Below are 17,813 nucleotides of genomic sequence, written 5' to 3' on the forward strand. Positions count from 1 at the left end.
ATGGACTATTATCTTTTGTCCCAGGATAAGCGAATAGGGGACTATGCGGGGCCGATCGGTTTGTCCTCCATTTTTACCCGGAAAAGAATGACCTATTGTGAGCACCTCCTCGCCTTGGAGGAGGATGTTCTGCAATTTGATATACGCGGTGCGGATGAATACCCCGATTATATAGAATGCCCCGTCCCGCTGGTGTCGGATCGCCTCCAAGCAGTGCTGGCCTGTTGCGAAAAACGGATTGTATATAAATTGGTCATTTTAACTGACCCGAAGCGATCCAAACAAACGAAATACTGGTTTGCGGCGCCTGAAGCGATCCCTTGCCTTGCGCAGGAGACGCAGTGGCATCATAACGGCACTGTCAAAAAGCTGATTCTGGACCCGTCCCTGATCGTGCGTTATAAAGCGTTTCAAATTGCCGGTGTGATGGAACCTTATTTTGTCATTGATGAAGATATCGCCGAGTATGTCTTGAGGTTGGAGCCGCTTGGTGTGCATTTGATACGAATAGAGTTGAACGGTTGAGCCAAGCATCGGAAGGGAGGCGTTCAGGTGCAGCAGTTGGAACAAGCTGTGACTTACGGCAATTTGAAAATCATAGGTCCTTACCAAATAACAAAATGGTCGGATTTGCAAATAACGAAAACTATCAACACACACGGAAGCATCCGTTTGACGGCTCAAATTTCGGAAGAGCAGCAGAAGAACTATGCGCATATCGCACAAGCCGGAACGGAACTGGCCGTGTACGAAATGAACGGGGACCAGGAGGTGGTGCGTTGTCTTTTCAAAGGCCTAGCGACACACATTACGGTTACATGTGAGAGCGATAGTTACTTGATGCAAGTTGAAGGTTTATCGTATACGTATTTGCTGGATAAAACCCCTCAAAGCCGTTCTTTTCAAAACAGCCAAATGACATATGCCGATGTGGCGAGGAAAGTGATTGTGAGGTACAACGGCTCTCATTGTAGCGATCGGACGAACGGGGAAAAGTTGGGGAGATTGCTGCTGCAGTACGAGGAAACCGACTGGGAGTTTCTGAAAAGGGCGGCTTCCCGCCTGCAAACGGGTTTGGTAGCGGACACGACTGCTGACAAGCCCCGATTTAGTTTTGGCATTACTCGGGGGGGGGGGAGGGCCGGCGAGCTGGAAGGTATTAATTTTACGGCAAGCCAGCATCCTGCGTGGCGAGGTTTGACGATCTACGAAGTGGAGGAAACCCGGTATCTGGATATTGGCGATGAGGTCAAGTTCCTGAATCTGCCGCTCATAGTGACGCGATCAATCGCAACCATGAAGAAAGGCTTCCTGAAATATGACTATATCCTCATGCCCGAAGCGGGATTAACCTGTAAAATCATGGATAATTGTCGGCTGATTGGCGGCTCTATCGAAGGCAGAGTCATTGATGTAAGGGGAGAGCATGTCAGACTTTACTTGAGTGTGGACAAAGTCGAGCAGCCGAGGGAGGAAGCCGTATGGTTCCCGTATTCGACGTATTATACGGGAGGCGGAACCATAGGCTGGCACTGCATGCCCGAGCTGGGCGATGCCGTGAACTTGTATTTTCCCGGTTCGAAGGAGGAAGAGGCGGTCGTTAAGCATTCTATCCGGCAGCGGCCGCGGAAAGGCAGCGGCGACAGGATCAGCGATCCGGATACGAAGTACTTCAGCACCCGGACGAAGAAGGAGATGCGTTTCGGCAACGAGGCCATGGCCCTATCAACGAACAACGATGCAATGCTTGTCCGATTGGATCAAGCAACAGGGGTAGAGATCACTAGTCAGGGAAATATCACCTTCAACGCGGACGTGGACTTGGTCATGCATGGAGGCAACGTTCGCATATCGGCGGCGAACGAAATCAACGGGAACAGCAGGGCCAGCTACCTGCGCTTGGACGGAGGGCGGGGAGAAAGCCATTACAAAGCGTCGACCGTTCGATTGCTGCCGTTATCCCAAGCGGAATATCAAGCCTATTTGTCGCTGGAAGATGAGATGAATAAAGGAGAGATCTATCCTCCATGGGCGAAACCACTACTGCAGCAGTATAAAATCGCGTACTACCAGGCTCAGGCGGAAGGGGATCAGGCCGGTATGAAAGCGGCGGAAGAGAAGGCGCGGGGCGTTCGCGAAAAGCTGGCCGAGGACAACAGCATGCCTGAGTGGGCACGCAACCAAATGAACGATTTCACGAACAAGTGGTACGCGGCGGACGCAGAGGGGAAGAACGCAGACAAAGATTACTATCAAGGATTAGCCAACTCCCTGCGGGACAAAGTCAAGTACATCGGCATGATGCGCGATTGCACGGCAGACTCCTACAAGGACGCGAATCGGCTGGAAGAGCTGTCGGATCAATATTGGACGTTAAAGAACAGCTTGATGAAGGACCCGGAAACGGAACGGCAGTTGGAAGCATTCTCGCAGGAAGCCGACCGGATCAGAGATCAATATGGCATGAGCGACCGCGGCGCAAGGGAAAACCTGAATAAGCTGGCGGCGATGTATCCGAATGATTTCAAATACAACCTGCCGGTCAATGAGGACAAGTATGACAGCGAGTTGAATGAGAGTCTGTATGACTTTGCAGTGAAGTATGGTTTGGTCGGAACGTACACTTCTCTGGAGCTTTTGAAAATGCATGTTCATCAGGTGGCGAACGGCATTGCGCCTTGGCCGAAGAAGGCGGAGGAGCGGAAGGAAGCAAAGAGTTCCGATAGCTTGGCGAATCAAGGAACGGGGAGCGGCGTTAGTGAGCCAAAGCACTGGAGAGAGAAAGTGGTTGAAGAGGCGAAAAGTTGGGAAGGGCAAATACCTTATGTTCTAACTGCGTTAGCTCATACTCAAAAATTAGATCATGAAAACCCCCCGCCATATCTTGATTGTTCAGCCTTTTCATCATCCGTTTATATGACTGTTTTTGGTTCGAATTTAGATATTGGAAGAGATACATTAGCTCAGATAACTAGAGGCAGTGAGGAAAGCAAAGTCAAAGATCAGGTAAAGCAAGGTGATTTTAGTGGCCTTAAAGTAGGAGATCTGATTTTTTTTGATTGGTTTAATAAAGGGAGACCTGTTCATGTAGGGATTTATGTTGGAGACGATTACTTCATTAGTGAACGGGGAGATAACGAGAGTGTTACAAACATAGACCCCAATCAACACGTAAAGAAAGACAAATTGAATGCAAACTGGGGCGATGGATATGGTTTTATCAACACAAAGGTCTGCGCTGTAAACAGAATCATTCAAGATGATGGAACGATCTTAAATCAACGAAATGCAGGTAAGGTTCCTTTGTCCGGTTTTGATAATAATTAAACTAAAAGATATGTTTAGGCGGCATTAAGGTTAATTTAATGGAGAGTGGTCGTGGGTGGCTATTAAAAAATGGCAGTATATATTATTTATTGGAGTGGCAGTAGCTGCCCTGATCCTTATTTTTACTTTATATGAATTTAAAAATGCCGGAATAGAGCATCGTGCCACTGTACTGGTCCAGAGCCCGAGTCCGGATGGAAATGATAAGCAGATATCAGAGAAAAGTGACATAACACCTGCCGATAAACAAGAAACGAACTCGCAGGCAACAACGCTTAACTATAAAAACATGAAATATGCTTATTCTATCGATTTCCCTGATGATTGGAAAGGTAAGTTTACTCTTATTGAAGATGATCAAAGGACTATTTTTTATTATTTACCTATAAATAAATCGTTAGAAAAAGAATTTTTATTTGGGATATCACGGTGGGGCACAGAAAAAGAATGGAATGAGTGGTCGAGTACAACGGGGAAAGATGGAGGATACCCGTTTAGGAAAATAGGAGTAATCGACAATTATGTATTTGTTGTAGAATCACCTACAGGGTTTCCATATGATATTCAAATTGCAGAAAAAAAAGATGACGCAGAACAGTTTGAAAAGATGATTCGTGAAAAAAGCAATATCATGAAAACATTTAAAAAGATAAGCATCACAAATGAAAATCCGATAAAAGGTTCTCACGCAGCTGAATGAATCGATCCCCGAACTATTTAAGTCGGGAACATGTACTCAATGGCGGATACTATTTTCCTCTACTTGGTAATATCCGATTATTCGTATATTTACTCGCAAACCGACGAGTATAGCAAGGCAACCGTTAACTAAATTTTGGAAATAACGCCAAACCTCAAAGGAGCGATCCGAAATGAGCCATAATATGCCAGTCATCAGATATAACGGAGAAGAGCTCGTGATATATGAGATCAAAACCATAAAAATTGTGAAACACATGAACCGGCACGCCAGAGCGTATTTTAGCGGAACGTTAACGTTGGAGAACAAAGACAAGTTCGTTAACAACATAAATTCGGAAAGCTTGCTGGAAATCGGTTATTACGAAGCGGGTGCGAGTGTTGAAAGCAATGAGAACAAGTCCCCTATGCTGTTTTCAGGTACGATCAGCAAGCTGAGCGTTCGAGCCTCGCAGAATAATTATACCCTTACGGTATCTGCGGTGTCGCTTAGCTATCAATTGGATATTAAGCCTCGAAGCTGTTCGTTCCAAAATCTCAAGATGACGTACGCGGATTTGTTCCAAAGCGTGCTGGATAACTATAAGAAAGATAGAGATTCGCATCAAGCTCATTATGCGGATGTCGGACACAGCGACAATCTGGAGGGGCAGTGCCTGGAAGAACTTGCTTTGCAATATCACGAAACCGACTGGGCGTTTCTGAAGCGGATGGCTTCCCGATTGGGGGTGGGCTTAATTGTCGGGGCGACCCTGGACAAGCCTTATGTTCATTTTGGCTTGCCGCTGGCCGATTGCATCGACGGAGAGATGACAGCGCATGACTACTCCGTCACCAGAAAGCTGGGCCATTTCAATAACAAAGACGAGGAAGAAAATTTGCTCTACCATAAGGTTCGTACGACGGAAGTGAAGGAGTTTTATACACCTGGAAAAAAAATAAAGCTGATGCTACCGGAATGGGATTTGGATCTTTATGTCTACCAATCGGTCACTACTTTCGAAAGCGACTGGACGCATGATTGCGTGCTGACAAGCAAAAGCGGATTGCTGCAGAAGCGATCGACCAATAAGAGCCTGCAAGGCGTGTCTTTGAAAGGGCGAGTCCTGGAGCTAAAGGAAGACCAGGTAAAGGTGCATTTTGACATGGATGAAACGAAGAAGCCGGAACCGGACAAAATGACCTGGTTTCCTCATGCCACAATGTATACGTCGGAAGGGAATACGGGCTGGTATTGTATGCCGGAAATCGGCGATTCCGTCCATATATACTTTCCGACGGGTGATGAGAAGAATGGTATCGTGACGCATTCCGTACGTATGAAAAATGCCGGAGGGGATATGATCGCCGACCCCGCAGTGAAAATTTTCATGACCAAGTACCGGAAGGCGATCATTTTCGAGAAAAATGAAATCATAATTACCGGCAACGATAATGAAATGCTGATTCGATTGATTGATGAAAAGGGCATCGAAATCCGTAGCACAAAGGATATTCGGATCAAGGCTGACGGCGATCTGATTCTGAATGCGGGCAATACGGTGCAAATTACGGCGAAAGAAGCGATCGGGATCGCCAGCAAAACGAGCCTGATCGAGATGGACGGAGAAACCCAGATACGCGGAACCAAGGTGAAAATGAACTAGGCGGGAGGGAGAGCCATGACCAAGGCAACGACAGGAGCGCAGGTGCGGGAACAAAAACCAACGATCGCGCAGCGGATTGCTGATATAAAAAGAGAGCTGAACGCCGGAAAGACGCCGCTGATCGTCACCCATGAGGAGGTGTCGGGTGCAGGGGGCGGGGTGAGCGAACGAAGTTATGTAGTGGAGGGGGCTGTGTTGTCCTGCACCTGCGGCAGCGGCAGCAGCCAGTTGAAAGCACCTGCGAACCGGCAGGTATTCATTAACGACAAAGCGCAGTTGAACGTGGCCGATTCCAAGCCTCATGAGAATGTGCCGCCTTTTGGAAATTGCTCGAGTCCGGATAACCCCACCGTAGCCGAGGCGACCAAAGCCAATAACGGCCGGTTACGACCGATGCCTTGTTCACCGATGATCGCGATGGTATGGGCAGGGGGAGAGCAAACGGAAGTTTGGGTTGAACAGGATCAAGCCTTGTTAAGCTGTTGTGTAGTAACCTGCATGTATAAGGGCATGATTCGCATAACCGACGATGGCCAAGGGCAGACGGTAACCCCGTCGTCGGCACAAGAACAAGCGGAAGCGACGCTATTGCTGAATATGGCCGCCAATGAAATGCTGTTGAATTTGAAAAAAGAATGGAAAAACCCCAGGGACAAAGCGGAGGCACAGGCTGAAGAAATTCGAAAAAAAATGGGAACCGTGACGCTGGAGGATGATCTAAAGGATGTAGAGCGGTTGGTTGGTAATGACAAGATTTTGGAAGCGAAGAAGCTGTATGCCAAGGGAAACATAGAGGAAGCCCAGGAACTGGCGCGAATCGGTCGCAGCATGGGCGGTACGATCACGCTGGATGATGATTTAGAGACGGCCCAGCGAATGGTAGCCAATGAATACCTGTATATGGCCAAACGCAAATGGGAGGAAGCGAACCAAGCCGGGGATCGGGATAAGAAGGCTCTGGCGGTGGAATTGGCGCAAGCAGCCCGCAAGCTCGGAGGAACGATCACCGAGGATCACAGTCTGGAAGAAGCCAAGCGGGTCGTTGCCTACGAACAGAGCCGGGTTGAATCGAAATACGCCAACAATCAGGGAAGGGCTTGGAACGGATTTTACGATATAAACGAATGGGAGAATGAGGCGCAGTATTTGTACGGTCTGACCCAGGAACCAGGCGGCAACCATTGGGCAAACAATCGGTTGTACCTGGTGGAGAAGGTGCTGTACGGAAGCCGCCAAGAAGCGAATTGGGCGTTTGTGGAGTATAAAAAGCCTGTTGACGCTGGTGCGAAAAGCACTGGGAATACAAATGAGAATCGCAATTCAAATTCTGGAGCGCAGACGTTTGATGGAATACTAGCTGTTCCGACGGAGAATCAAAATGATTATCCACAAGGATCAAAGTTACAACGATGGGGCTGTGCGTTAGTAGCAACAGCAGCAGTTTTTAATTATTTTGGAGCAACTACTAATGCAAAAAAACTAAACGAGACTCTGGATGTAGTTGATTCGAATTTTAATATTAATTGGAAAATTGCTGCTGAAAATGCTAGTGAAGGAAAAGCAGTATTAAGTCTTAGAAAAACAAGTAATCCTATAGGAGCTTCTGATGTATTTAGTAAATCTCTGGAGGTTTATTCTAAGGGTATTCCGCCCATAATCAAGCTGGCGCATCCTAATCATGCAGACTGGACTCATTTTGTTGTAGTTGTTGGAATTAGCGCACAAGGGAATTCTGCCAACGACTTCACCGTCATGGATCCTGATGGAGGAAGGGTTGTTAATCTCACAGAGACTAATAAGTATAAAAAAGGATATAGACCGGTTGGAATTGTCATATATACTCCCCGAGAGTGAGGAATTGCTGTGAAGCATAAGAAGGTATGGATGACAGGAATTGGGAGTTTGTTGATATTAGTTTTTATGGCTTTTATCTTAAACTCTTATAAATCACAGAATGTTAGCGTCACTACCACAACGTATTCTCCTCATGCAAGTGATAACAACTTAGTGAAGAATAACAGTATTGAGGAATCGACTAATAGAAACGAAGATGTGACTCATCAAGAGAAAGGTGATATGCCCAATAACCAAGATGATTTGAAAGATGATTTTATCAAGGCATTAGTTATGAAAGCCGCAGAGCGTTACTTCAATACACTAAATAGAGGAGCTTTGTATAATAATGCAAAATGTGACGATAGGACGATAACTGTGAATGGAAAGGAAGGATATGAATTCTTTTGTGAACCGTTGGATACGATTGACAAATTAAACACCTATTTATCGGAGGTTTTTACAGATAAAATTGTAAAGCAATTTATTGATAATTTAAGCTTAGTGAGTGTTGATAATAAAATTGCAATGCAAGGCTTAGGAGTGGTTGGGGGTGCTGATTGGGAAAATGCGACGTTTAAATTAATCAAACATGAAGGGAATTATTATACTTATGAATGCACTGTACCGCTAGCTGCAAGTGATGATGTGGATCTTCGCGAAATAGTGTTATATAAGGGTCCAAGAAGCGAATGGAAAATTGCAAGTGAGCCAATTCAGTTAAAATAACAAGGAAAAGAGACGATCCAACAATTTATTAATCGATGAGAAAAGATTATATCAAATCGATTACAAGTTAGCTGGAGGATTTTGAGTTATAGTACATAGAATACACTACTTTGAAATTCTGTTACGAATTGCATAAATAGAAAGTCAGGAGTGAAGTAGATGATCAAATGGAAAGAACCGACGTTTGAGGATAGTCCATTGTTAAAAAAGTTAGCCGCGGCGAACGCCCGCAGAAAAGCGGAAGACTACGATTATGAAGAAGAGCAGAAGGAACTAGGCATCACTTACCCGGATTGGGCGAAGGAATGGATTAAGAAATACAAGGAAGCCTGGTATATCGCAGAAGCGAGCGGAGATCAGGTGAGTATGAATCAGGCGAAGGCACTGGCAGATAGCCTCAGAGAGAAACTAAAAGAGATAGCCAAAATGCCGGAGTGGGCGCAGCAGCAAATGCAAAAAGAGACGCTGCGATGGATGGAAGCGAACGAGGTAGGAAATGTAAAGGCCATGCGGGCAGCAGGTGAAGCAGGACAGGGAATCCGGGACAAGTTGATAGAAATAGATAGAATCAAGCAAAAGTTTCCGGAAGATGCGAAAACGTTAAATGACTTAACGACGAAGTGGTATTATGCAGTTGATAATGATTCCGTTCCATACGAGGATAGTAGAAAATATTCGACTCCAGAAGCGGCGAAAGCGGCTTACAACAAGGACGCCCGAGAGATCGTTGCGAAGCATGATGCGCCGAAACAGGAGGAGAAGAAGGTAGTTAGTACGGGGTCTCAGGGGGCGGGTAATCCTAGTTTTAATGAAGGATTTGCCTATGATTGGACTGGGAAGTATGTTACTGACGAGTTTAAATTAAAAGTACTTGACATAAGTGAAAAGCTTCAGATGAATCCTGATTATCTTATGGCAATAATGGCATTTGAATCTGAAGGTATAAATCCAACTGCACGTAATCCTTCAGGTGCAACTGGGCTAATCCAATTTATGCCTAGTACAGCAAAAGGCTTAGGAACAACGACAGATGCCTTGGTAAAGATGTCAGCTATAGAACAGTTAGATTATGTGTATGAATATTATAAACCTTATACAGGTAAACTTCATAGCATATCTGATGCTTATATGGTTACATTTATGCCTATAGCAGTTGGAAAATCTGAAGATTATTTACTGGGGGCTAAAGGTTCAAATAAGATATTCTATGGTAAAACAACATATGGTGATATTTATGCTCAAAACTCAGTTTTAGATTACAATAAAGACGGTAAGATTGAAAAGTGGGAAGCTGCCCAACAAGTTGTAGACACAATGAATAGATATAAAAAAATTGAATAAGAAATGGTGGGGATTAGATGTGTAAATCAAAAAGAATAATAATTAGCTTGATTTTTGTGGTATTGTGTACTTTGTTTGTAGGATGTACAAAAACAGATACAAAATTAAGTCAGCCCCCAACGTCTAAACCAGATTATACATCAATTGTTACCAATCCAATTTTTACCAATGAAAAAGAGCTAAATAAGCCGAAGGATGATACCACTAATAAGTTTTCTCCAACTTTAGAATTTTGGATTGGAGGCTATAAATTTTCTGAATTTGCCCCTCCAAATCAGAATATGTTTTACGGAATTTCTCTATATAAAGAGAATGACAACTACTATGCAAAAATAAGTATTGACGGATTTCAAACGATTCAAAGATTACAAGCGAAAGTTTCAGGCGATGAAAATTCTATAAAACTAATTTTCGAAAAATATCTCCCTGATAATCAATTTGAGCCATATTTTGCAGGGGATATTCTATTGAGTTTTGAGAAGAAAAACTCCAAACTGTATACTACTTGGGGGAAAATTCAGCCGATGCTTGAGAGTAATAGTAAATCTGGTGAAGTTTACTTTGAGATTGCGCCATAGTAATTTTGTGGAGAGTTGTAAAAGACACAAATGCTCTTAATGACAAGACGTAAATCATACAACACACCAACAATAATACCACAATGCGACTAACCTCTCGCTAAGTGAAGTTCAACTTATATAGAAACGGTTCGCACGGCTATTAATGACGAACTCTGGTATAAAGGGGAGTACTCCGAATTTAAGGGCTTTGAAAATCAGCTTATTTACATATCTATATATCAGCGTGCACAGGACGAGAAGGACAAGATGGTTTAGTTCGAACGGCCTACACCAAATGGGGACTATATCGCAGTGGAATTCAACTAACCAAGAACGGATACGATAAATCGCTTAATAAGTACTATGTTAGATTATGACAAAGAGAAGCTAAGGTCTAATTTAAAGAGTCAAAACCCAGTAATGAATGCTGAGTGGAAAGATAATGGTATGAATAGTTTTGTAGATAACGGAGATTCTTTAAAGCAAATCTCAAATGCTGTAAATCGTGGGCCGGCTAATAAAAATAGTCAACGAGACCCTAACGGATGGCAGGATAGACAAAGTGCCTTTGAACTTGTAAGTAAAACTATAAATTAATAATTGTAAATTATTAGTTTTTATTACAAAAAAGAGAATTAATGGATTAAGAAATACAAGGAAGCCTGGTATATCGCAGAAGCGAGCGGAGATCAGGTGAGTATGAATCAGGCGAAGGCACTGGCAGATGGCCTTAGAGAGAAACTGAAACAGATGGCCGAAATGCCGGAATGGGCGCAGCAACAAATGCAGAAAGAGACGCAGCGGTGGATGGAAGCGAACGAGGTAGGAAATGTAAAGGTCATGCGGGCAGCAGGTGAAGCGGGACAGGGAATCCGGGACAAGTTGATAGAAATAGATAGAATCAAGCAAAAGTCTCCGGAAGATGCGAAAACGTTGAACGATTTAACGGCGAAGTGGTATGCCGCGAATGATAAATGGATCGTAGAAGGAAAGGATTTCAGCCAGATGGCTGAGAGAGAGGCTATTATTAAGTCGACGAAAATGCAGTATAGCAAGGACGCTCAGGATATAATAACGAAAAATACGACGCCTCAGAAACAAGAATTTGCTTCGGAAAATCAGATTAAGCAAACACAACAAGCACAGCATGCTGACATTGCAAGTAAAGGCGAAAGTATTGGCGAAACACTCTACGGTAATGTGGATGTTTCTGGAGTGGGAAATAAGGTAGAATCAAAAAACGATTTAATGAATCTTGAAGAAAAAGATATACTAGCACGAACAATTTTTGGAGAATGTTGCAGCGGTGAAACCGATTTTGGTCAGGAATCTGTTGCGTGGACTATTATTAATAGAAAGATGTCAGGAACACAAACATACAAAGAAGTAGTTTTAGCACCGGGACAATACGCAGCTGTAACGGGGGGAGCCGTTGATACTAATTTAGCGAGAGATCCACTTAAAAAATCTGGAAATTTGAATGCATGGAAAAAAGCAGTTTTTATCGCAAGCTTAATAATAGATGGAAGAACGAATGAAATTCCTAATAAAATTGGTGCAGGAATGTACTTTAGAACTTCTAGTTGGTTTAATCCTGTTCCTGACCCTAAGCATGTTCGAATCTTAGATAATGGTCAGGTTCAGTTATTAGCAGATGGAAAGTGGAATAGCATTAAAGATATTAAGACTTTTGGTGATAACACCTATTTTAATTATGATAGTCAATGAATTTAATTTCGAACTTCAAATTCGGGGTGCAGAATGAAAAGAGTATGCAAAATTATCTTTATCATTTTCTCAGGGGTAGCAATTTTAATAATAAATGCGGCATGTAATAAGAATATTACTTCCCCCGTCATGACAGAAAATGATTCACAAAAACAAACTAATCGAGAGTCTATTTCGCAAGACAGTAACGTTCAAGAAAGTGATCCGTTTTTGGAAGTTATTCGTACAGCTATTAATGACGATATTTGGTATAAAGGGAAATATTCGTACTTTAGTGCTTTTGAAAATCAGATTACTCCAATTTCCATATATCAAAGTTCCGTAGGCAATAAGGATATGATGGTTTTATTCGAACAGCCTACAACAACTAAAGTTTATGTGGCAGTAGAATTTTGGTCATCCAAGAAAGGCTACACTAATGAAATCACTAATTTCAGATTAGCTCCAAACACAGAGCAACTTAAATCTCTCGTTGAGAAAGAAAAGTACCAGTTAGTAAAAACCACTCAATTAAAGATAAAAAATGCTTATCAACCTGAATACCCGGCTTTGACTTCTGAGAGAAAAAGGGTTATTGAAGCCATCGAACGGTCAATCGTGGATGAGCTAAAGGACGATAGTATATACCCTAAAGGTGTATACAAGTATTACATTCGAAATTATCGGGATATAGATTATGAAACGAAAGTGGTAATTGAAGGGAATGGGATAACATGGAAAATCAATGCAAGTGTAGAGAGCAGCACCCAGAGTGGTCTAGTGGGTAAACTGTATGAGATCAATAATTCCGAAGCAGAGTTATATGAGATAAATCAATTTAAAAAGGCAGCTGTTGCAACTAAAGAAATTAGTAACAAATAAGAATATAATAGTAAAATTAGAAAGTAATGTTATTTAAAGAAGGTAGACTGTAACCAATATCCGTAGAAGCGAGAATGAGAAGTTGAGTATGTACGAACCATAAGAAAATACTAGTTTCATATTGCTACTTTGTTTTTTGATTGTATTCAGTTCATGCAATGTATCAAATAAAACCAAGGACAAAGGGGGGATTTTGAGAAAACAGGCAGCGGATTCAAACTTCGAGTTCTTATGGAACTCTAATAACTAAGTCCCTTTTAGGGAGGTCGAATTTGTGCTCATATTTTTTAAAACAGGAGGCAGTACAATGAATGTGTTTTTGGTAGCCAAGGTTGCATGCTTCGTAGCCGGACGCCCGTTTTAAGAAAGCGCGAAGAACTGGTGCTAAAGCTTAGTCGGGGCATTTAGCTGTTCAGTTATTTAGGGCTGTGTCTCGGTATCAGTGTATTGGTCATGCAGATGTTGGTGGAGAACGAACCGGAAGATGCGGCGTTCATGCTGCTGATCGGGGTCATATGTACGGCGCTTTACTTTATTTTGACCGTACATGTCACTTTTCCTAAGGTTATCGTCTCGGAAAAGGCGCTGAATGCCTATCGTTGATACGGTGTACGAACCACAGAACTGCAAGAGATTGCGGAAGTGGGCTACAGCCGTTTCTTCGGAGGGCGGTTTATTGTGAAGGGCGCCGGAAGAAGCCTGGCTGCGCCTGTCGATCTCGTAGACATGGAAGAGGCGATTGCGCTGCTGCGCGAAAGGATAGGTACGGATGCGTGCCAGCAAGCTACAGCATTTTTTGAAAAGCGCAAGCGGCAGTTGATTCGAAGGGGCTGGAAACCGCCCGGGGAGGGAGCATAACGCATGGAATATGCCGATGAGAAAATACTGGCGTTTCTTCATGAAGCAGAGAAAAGCAAGCAGTCAAGCGATATTCGTTCAGGGCCGGTACGTGTAGGGAACCGGTATTACGAATTCGAAGAGCAGGCTTTTTTTGACGAGAAGCTTAAGGTTTTCATCCCAAAAGATTTCACGGATATGCTCGAAGAGCACAAAAAGCTGAAATATCCGTACGAGCAGCGTCCGCAAATCATCAAAAGTGATGAGACCGGAGCTATTAATTTTACGCTTAGCCGGATCGATCAGGGGCTGGAGGACGAGTGGGTCAAGGAATTGGCGGACGGCATGAAGGCGATCATCAAAAAAGCCAACCCGTCGCATGTATTTTACGAGGACGGGATTGAAGATGCCGGCGGCAAGCCGGTCGGATACTTCGACTTCAAAGGCGCAGCGCTGGATGGATCTATTTACTACATCATGTTTTTCCTGGAGTTTGAAGGGAAGACGGTCATGGGTACATTTTGCTGCAAATATACGGATTACGCCGATTGGCGGGATGTGGCGTTCCAGGTAATCCGTTCCATTAGAGTGGTCAAGGAGGAGGAGTCGGCATGAGTGAACCGGTGTATACATACGCGGATATCGTCATTGCGCCGTATGAGTTCGAGAGCTTGTTGGAATTCCATCTCGTTCAGGAAGCGGGGGCGCATGCCCGACTGATGCTCAGCGGCATCGTTCCCGAGGAGAAGCTTGATCAGTATGTCGAACGGGCCGACGTGCAGGAGACGCTCCAGGTGGCGGTGCGCGACGGGCAGCGGCAGCGAATGCTGTTTCAGGGGATCGTAGCGAACCTGACGGTACAAGCGATCCGCGGGGTCAGAAGGCTGACGGTGGAAGCGTACAGCGCGACCGTGCTGATGGATATCAAGAAGAGAACCCGATCGTTCCAGAACGGACAGTTATCTTATCGCGAGCTCTTTGAGCGTTTGACCGCAGGGTATCCGCAATCGGATGTGTCGGACGGGGCTTCGCAGGGGAAAAGCATCGGCGGACTGCTGGTGCAGTATCAGGAAACGGATTGGCAGTTTGCCCGGCGCCTGGCGTCCCATTTCCATGCTCCGCTGGTGCCGATGTGTACGCAGGACGGCGTGAAAATGTCGGTGGGCTTGCCGGATCAAGGCGAACCGCAAAAGCTGGAAGCTTATAACTATTCCATCAAAAAGGATTTGAAAAGCCACCAGTTGAAATCCGCAAACGGTATGCCGGAGTTGAACGAGCAGAACAGCATCAGTTATGAAGTGACCAGCGGCAAACTGCTGGAGCTGGGCGGCGCTGTGCAGTTTCAGCATCGGACACTGTACGTATTCAGGTCGGAAACGGCGCTGGAAGGGGGCATTGTAACGAACCGCTATGTGCTGAAGGATCGGGAGGGGCTGCAGGTCCCGGTGGAATACCGTTATGCACTGGCCGGAGTTTCCCTGTTCGGTAAAATTGCGGGTGTAGCCAAGGATCAGGTCAAGGTGAACCTGCACATCGACGGAGGACAACCGGCAGGGGGAGGATTATGGTTTGCCTATTCGACGGTGTATTCGTCGCCGGACGGAAGCGGCTGGTATTGCATGCCGGAAGTCGGGGACGAGGTGCGGTTGTATTTTCCGGATGAGCAGGAAAAGCATGCGTTTGCCGCCAGCTCCGTGGATGTTGCCTCCTCGAATCCTGAAAAACGGGGGAACCCGGCCGTGAAAAGCATCAGCACCAAATACGGCAAGCAAATCGTCTTTCAGCCGGGTTCGGTAGAAATCATCGGCAGCGGCAAGTTGTTAATGCGCCTGACGGATGACGGGGGCATTGAAATCAACAGCGACAAAAAAATCGTCTTAACCGCCGAAGACGATATCGAAATTAACGGAGGGGCCAAGGTGTTGATTCAGGGGGAAGGCGGCGTAGATCTGAAACAAGCGGATGCCAGCCTGCGGATTAACGATCAAGTCACGATCAGCGGAGGCAAGGTCAATATCGTATGAGCCGGAGGTGAGCCGGAATGGATAAGCAAGCGGCGTTGGACGATTTTCTGAAGAAGCATGTTTTTGACAAGTGGCTGGAGGATCTGATTCCGATTCATCATGCGCTGAACGAGCAGCGGGCGGGCATCGAACAGAGCTTCGGTCAAGCATTCGAGACGTTGTGGACGCAAGCTTCCCGGCTCCAGGCTGAGGGCATAAAGGGAGACATTCACTATGTGTATATCTCTTTGCTGCGGACAGGCATTATGGAGGGAAAGGCTTTGTATCGGGTGGACGCCTACGATCAGAACTGGTTCGCGGACCCGATGGAATGCATGTCGACGTGGCGCGCGGATGTGATATTCGAGCCGCTGTTTCGCCGGATGGCCGAGCTGGAAAAGGCGAAAACTGCGTATGCGAGAAAAGTAACTTCCATGGATATCGATAGAATCCAGCAAATCGAGGTGGTGAAGTATCACTTGCTGGCTGTGGAGTTTATGAAAACGATGGTGCCGGCGCTGCTGGATAGCGGCGCCTATGCGCGGGTGGCAAAGTCTCCGGGCATTCGCTGGATGGCGGGCGAATTTCGGGATCAAAGCGAATTGCTGGTTGAGGGGAATCGACCGGTAAGCGGCGGAAACAATGGAGCGGATCACGGATGAGGGAATATTTTGTACTCAAGCAGGACGAGCGGGTGACGGATGCGCCGGTGCTCCTGGATGTGAGAAAGCAGGTGGACACGCGGGACATTCATCGGACTAGCGCTCATAAAATCGCGGACACGATGATTTTTCAGGTACAAGCGGAGAGGGAAAGCGAGTTTTCGGATGTGCTGGACCGGCAGCTCTACCTGATTTCCGAACGGCTAAAACGGCTCGTCGAAGCGTATGCGCCCGACACTTTGTTCAAGCTGACCCCGCTGGTGGACTTGAGGCATCGCCGTCAGCGGAACTATTATTTGCCGATCTTTGAAGAAGTGGAGGCGCTAAGTCCCTTCAGCGTGCGTGCCGGCGACGGCAGCGTGATCAAAAAGCCCGTGCTGCAAGCGGAGCGGATGGCGGGCAAAAAGATCGTGCGGATTCAAGAAAGCGGCAAGCCGCTGATCGTCGTTCGGCTGGATGTGGCGGAAAGTATTTTACGGCGGGATTTTCAGGGTGTACGGCTGGAACGGGTGGCGGTGGAGTAATGGACAGCGGTGGGGCTGAGCTGAATGACAAGTCTGAGGAGGAAGATCAGATGCCGGAGGGCGAGTACTACGTAGTCAGAGGCGCCAAAATGGGGTGCAATTGCGGGAGCCACAAGCGGCGGATTAATTTACCGAAAAGTCATGGGTCGTACGTGAACGAAAAACCGATGATGAATGAATCGGATTACCAGTTCCCGGCGAACGTCCCGTATTTCGGGATATGCAACAGCCCCTCGAATCCGAGCGGAGAAACGATTTATTTGATCGCCGAGGACAAGCCGGAGACGATTAGCGGCAAACCGTGCTGCCCGGTCTTAATGGAAAAATGGGCGAAGACGAAGGAAACGGCGCTCGTGGAGGGCAAGCCGGCGTTGACGACGGAATCGCTGCTGATCTGCGGTTACAAAGGCCACATCACGTTTGTTAGCAACGGCCAACAGGATGAGTAAAGGAAACGGAGGTGAGGGCCATGGCAGGCTTTGAACAGATCCGGGTCAAGACCGCATACCCGATTCAGCGGCTGGAGGATGTGCAAATTGAGTGGAAGCCGGGGGAGCATGGACGGCTGACCGTGCGCGGAATCGTAGATGAGGCTGTCAACGTAAACGCAGCGCAGCAAGCATCGGCAAGCGATGAGATCCATGTCTACGAATACGACGGTCAGAGGGAAACGACGCTGTTCAAAGGTTTTGTAAGCGCAGTGAACATGACGCACGCCAACGGCATTTACGGCATCGAACTGGAAGGGCTGTCCGGTTCGCATATGCTGGATGCCGCCAAGCGGCGGCGAACGTTTCAGGATGTGTCGATGGACTATCCGGCGCTCATCCAGGAGCTTTTGCAAGCCTATCCGCAGCAGGATGTGCTGTACAGTGTGGCCCAAGGCGCAGCGATCGGAGCGCCGGTGATCCAGTACGAGGAGACGGACTGGGAACTGCTGAAGCGTCTGGCAAGCCATTTCCAAAGCGTCGTTGTCTGTGATATCTTGGAAGCAAGGCCCAAGCTGTTTTTTGGCATGCCGCAAGGGAAAAGCGTCAGTCTGCCGGAGGATACGCCGTATAAG

General features: G+C 46.1%; 18 protein-coding genes and 1 pseudogene. All 19 read left to right on the forward strand.

Going from position 1 to position 17,813, the window contains the following annotated elements:
• A complete protein-coding gene (locus AC0LWT_RS23160; RefSeq protein WP_474683645.1) occupies nt 1-525 on the forward strand; it encodes a hypothetical protein in 525 nt (174 codons plus the stop codon).
• 27 nt (nt 526-552) lie between these two features.
• The gene (locus tag AC0LWT_RS23165) at nt 553-3,327 is read left to right on the forward strand and encodes a C40 family peptidase (protein ID WP_474683646.1); all 2,775 of its coding nucleotides are present in this window, start codon (nt 553-555) and stop codon (nt 3,325-3,327) included.
• 55 nt (nt 3,328-3,382) lie between these two features.
• Nucleotides 3,383-4,027, forward strand: coding sequence for a hypothetical protein (locus AC0LWT_RS23170; RefSeq protein WP_474683647.1), 645 nt, complete (start codon nt 3,383-3,385; stop codon nt 4,025-4,027).
• A gap of 172 nt (nt 4,028-4,199) precedes the next feature.
• Complete coding sequence (locus AC0LWT_RS23175; protein WP_474683648.1) at nt 4,200-5,672, forward strand: phage baseplate assembly protein V; 1,473 nt, start codon at nt 4,200-4,202, stop codon at nt 5,670-5,672.
• Between the two features lie 15 nt (nt 5,673-5,687).
• Nucleotides 5,688-7,526, forward strand: a complete 1,839-nt coding sequence (locus tag AC0LWT_RS23180; protein WP_474683649.1) for a PAAR-like protein — start codon at nt 5,688-5,690, stop codon at nt 7,524-7,526.
• A gap of 9 nt (nt 7,527-7,535) precedes the next feature.
• Nucleotides 7,536-8,234, forward strand: a complete 699-nt coding sequence (locus tag AC0LWT_RS23185; RefSeq protein ID WP_474683650.1) for a DL-endopeptidase inhibitor IseA family protein — start codon at nt 7,536-7,538, stop codon at nt 8,232-8,234.
• 159 nt (nt 8,235-8,393) lie between these two features.
• Entirely contained in the window at nt 8,394-9,575 is a 1,182-nt protein-coding gene (locus tag AC0LWT_RS23190; RefSeq protein WP_474683651.1) for a transglycosylase SLT domain-containing protein, read from the forward strand.
• Between the two features lie 17 nt (nt 9,576-9,592).
• Nucleotides 9,593-10,153 (forward strand): DUF5991 domain-containing protein, encoded by a 561-nt coding sequence (locus tag AC0LWT_RS23195; protein ID WP_474683652.1) that lies wholly within the window; start codon nt 9,593-9,595, stop codon nt 10,151-10,153.
• Nucleotides 10,154-10,555: 402 nt separating this feature from the next.
• Nucleotides 10,556-10,732, forward strand: a complete 177-nt coding sequence (locus AC0LWT_RS23200; RefSeq protein WP_474683653.1) for a hypothetical protein — start codon at nt 10,556-10,558, stop codon at nt 10,730-10,732.
• Between the two features lie 102 nt (nt 10,733-10,834).
• Entirely contained in the window at nt 10,835-11,863 is a 1,029-nt protein-coding gene (locus tag AC0LWT_RS23205; protein WP_474683654.1) for a hypothetical protein, read from the forward strand.
• Between the two features lie 33 nt (nt 11,864-11,896).
• Nucleotides 11,897-12,724: a hypothetical protein gene (locus AC0LWT_RS23210; protein WP_474683655.1), complete on the forward strand. Its 828-nt coding sequence runs from the start codon at nt 11,897-11,899 to the stop codon at nt 12,722-12,724.
• Between the two features lie 453 nt (nt 12,725-13,177).
• Nucleotides 13,178-13,327 carry a hypothetical protein gene (locus AC0LWT_RS23215; protein ID WP_474683656.1) on the forward strand — a complete coding sequence of 50 codons (150 nt, stop codon included), beginning with the start codon at nt 13,178-13,180 and terminating at the stop codon, nt 13,325-13,327.
• 39 nt (nt 13,328-13,366) lie between these two features.
• Complete coding sequence (locus AC0LWT_RS23220) at nt 13,367-13,582, forward strand: hypothetical protein (protein WP_474683657.1); 216 nt, start codon at nt 13,367-13,369, stop codon at nt 13,580-13,582.
• A gap of 3 nt (nt 13,583-13,585) precedes the next feature.
• The gene (locus AC0LWT_RS23225; RefSeq protein WP_474683658.1) at nt 13,586-14,176 is read left to right on the forward strand and encodes a hypothetical protein; all 591 of its coding nucleotides are present in this window, start codon (nt 13,586-13,588) and stop codon (nt 14,174-14,176) included.
• A complete protein-coding gene (locus AC0LWT_RS23230) occupies nt 14,173-15,585 on the forward strand; it encodes a phage tail protein (RefSeq protein ID WP_474683659.1) in 1,413 nt (470 codons plus the stop codon). Before AC0LWT_RS23225 ends, AC0LWT_RS23230 begins: the two co-directional genes overlap by 4 nt.
• Nucleotides 15,586-15,602: 17 nt before the next feature.
• Nucleotides 15,603-16,226, forward strand: a complete 624-nt coding sequence (locus tag AC0LWT_RS23235; protein WP_474683660.1) for a hypothetical protein — start codon at nt 15,603-15,605, stop codon at nt 16,224-16,226.
• Nucleotides 16,223-16,750, forward strand: coding sequence for a hypothetical protein (locus AC0LWT_RS23240; RefSeq protein WP_474683661.1), 528 nt, complete (start codon nt 16,223-16,225; stop codon nt 16,748-16,750). Before AC0LWT_RS23235 ends, AC0LWT_RS23240 begins: the two co-directional genes overlap by 4 nt.
• Entirely contained in the window at nt 16,750-17,199 is a 450-nt protein-coding gene (locus AC0LWT_RS23245; protein ID WP_474683662.1) for a DUF4280 domain-containing protein, read from the forward strand. The genes AC0LWT_RS23240 and AC0LWT_RS23245 overlap by 1 nt, the downstream gene beginning before the upstream one ends.
• Nucleotides 17,200-17,219: 20 nt before the next feature.
• A pseudogene (locus AC0LWT_RS23250) lies at nt 17,220-17,813 on the forward strand (hypothetical protein); the annotation flags it as partial.

It is taken from the genome of Paenibacillus sp. sgz302164, assembly GCF_056120505.1.

Excerpts from the sequence above, each read along its gene's own strand:
- AC0LWT_RS23160 (WP_474683645.1), top strand. The coding sequence starts at position 1 with ATGGACTATTATCTTTTGTCCCAGGATAAGCGAATAGGGGACTATGCG.
- AC0LWT_RS23175 (WP_474683648.1), top strand. The coding sequence starts at position 4,200 with ATGAGCCATAATATGCCAGTCATCAGATATAACGGAGAAGAGCTCGTG.
- AC0LWT_RS23180 (WP_474683649.1), top strand. The coding sequence starts at position 5,688 with ATGACCAAGGCAACGACAGGAGCGCAGGTGCGGGAACAAAAACCAACG.
- AC0LWT_RS23190 (WP_474683651.1), top strand. The coding sequence starts at position 8,394 with ATGATCAAATGGAAAGAACCGACGTTTGAGGATAGTCCATTGTTAAAA.
- AC0LWT_RS23195 (WP_474683652.1), top strand. The coding sequence starts at position 9,593 with ATGTGTAAATCAAAAAGAATAATAATTAGCTTGATTTTTGTGGTATTG.
- AC0LWT_RS23200 (WP_474683653.1), top strand. The coding sequence starts at position 10,556 with ATGAATGCTGAGTGGAAAGATAATGGTATGAATAGTTTTGTAGATAAC.
- AC0LWT_RS23205 (WP_474683654.1), top strand. The coding sequence starts at position 10,835 with ATGAATCAGGCGAAGGCACTGGCAGATGGCCTTAGAGAGAAACTGAAA.
- AC0LWT_RS23210 (WP_474683655.1), top strand. The coding sequence starts at position 11,897 with ATGAAAAGAGTATGCAAAATTATCTTTATCATTTTCTCAGGGGTAGCA.
- AC0LWT_RS23215 (WP_474683656.1), top strand. The coding sequence starts at position 13,178 with ATGCAGATGTTGGTGGAGAACGAACCGGAAGATGCGGCGTTCATGCTG.
- AC0LWT_RS23225 (WP_474683658.1), top strand. The coding sequence starts at position 13,586 with ATGGAATATGCCGATGAGAAAATACTGGCGTTTCTTCATGAAGCAGAG.
- AC0LWT_RS23230 (WP_474683659.1), top strand. The coding sequence starts at position 14,173 with ATGAGTGAACCGGTGTATACATACGCGGATATCGTCATTGCGCCGTAT.
- AC0LWT_RS23235 (WP_474683660.1), top strand. The coding sequence starts at position 15,603 with ATGGATAAGCAAGCGGCGTTGGACGATTTTCTGAAGAAGCATGTTTTT.
- AC0LWT_RS23240 (WP_474683661.1), top strand. The coding sequence starts at position 16,223 with ATGAGGGAATATTTTGTACTCAAGCAGGACGAGCGGGTGACGGATGCG.
- AC0LWT_RS23245 (WP_474683662.1), top strand. The coding sequence starts at position 16,750 with ATGGACAGCGGTGGGGCTGAGCTGAATGACAAGTCTGAGGAGGAAGAT.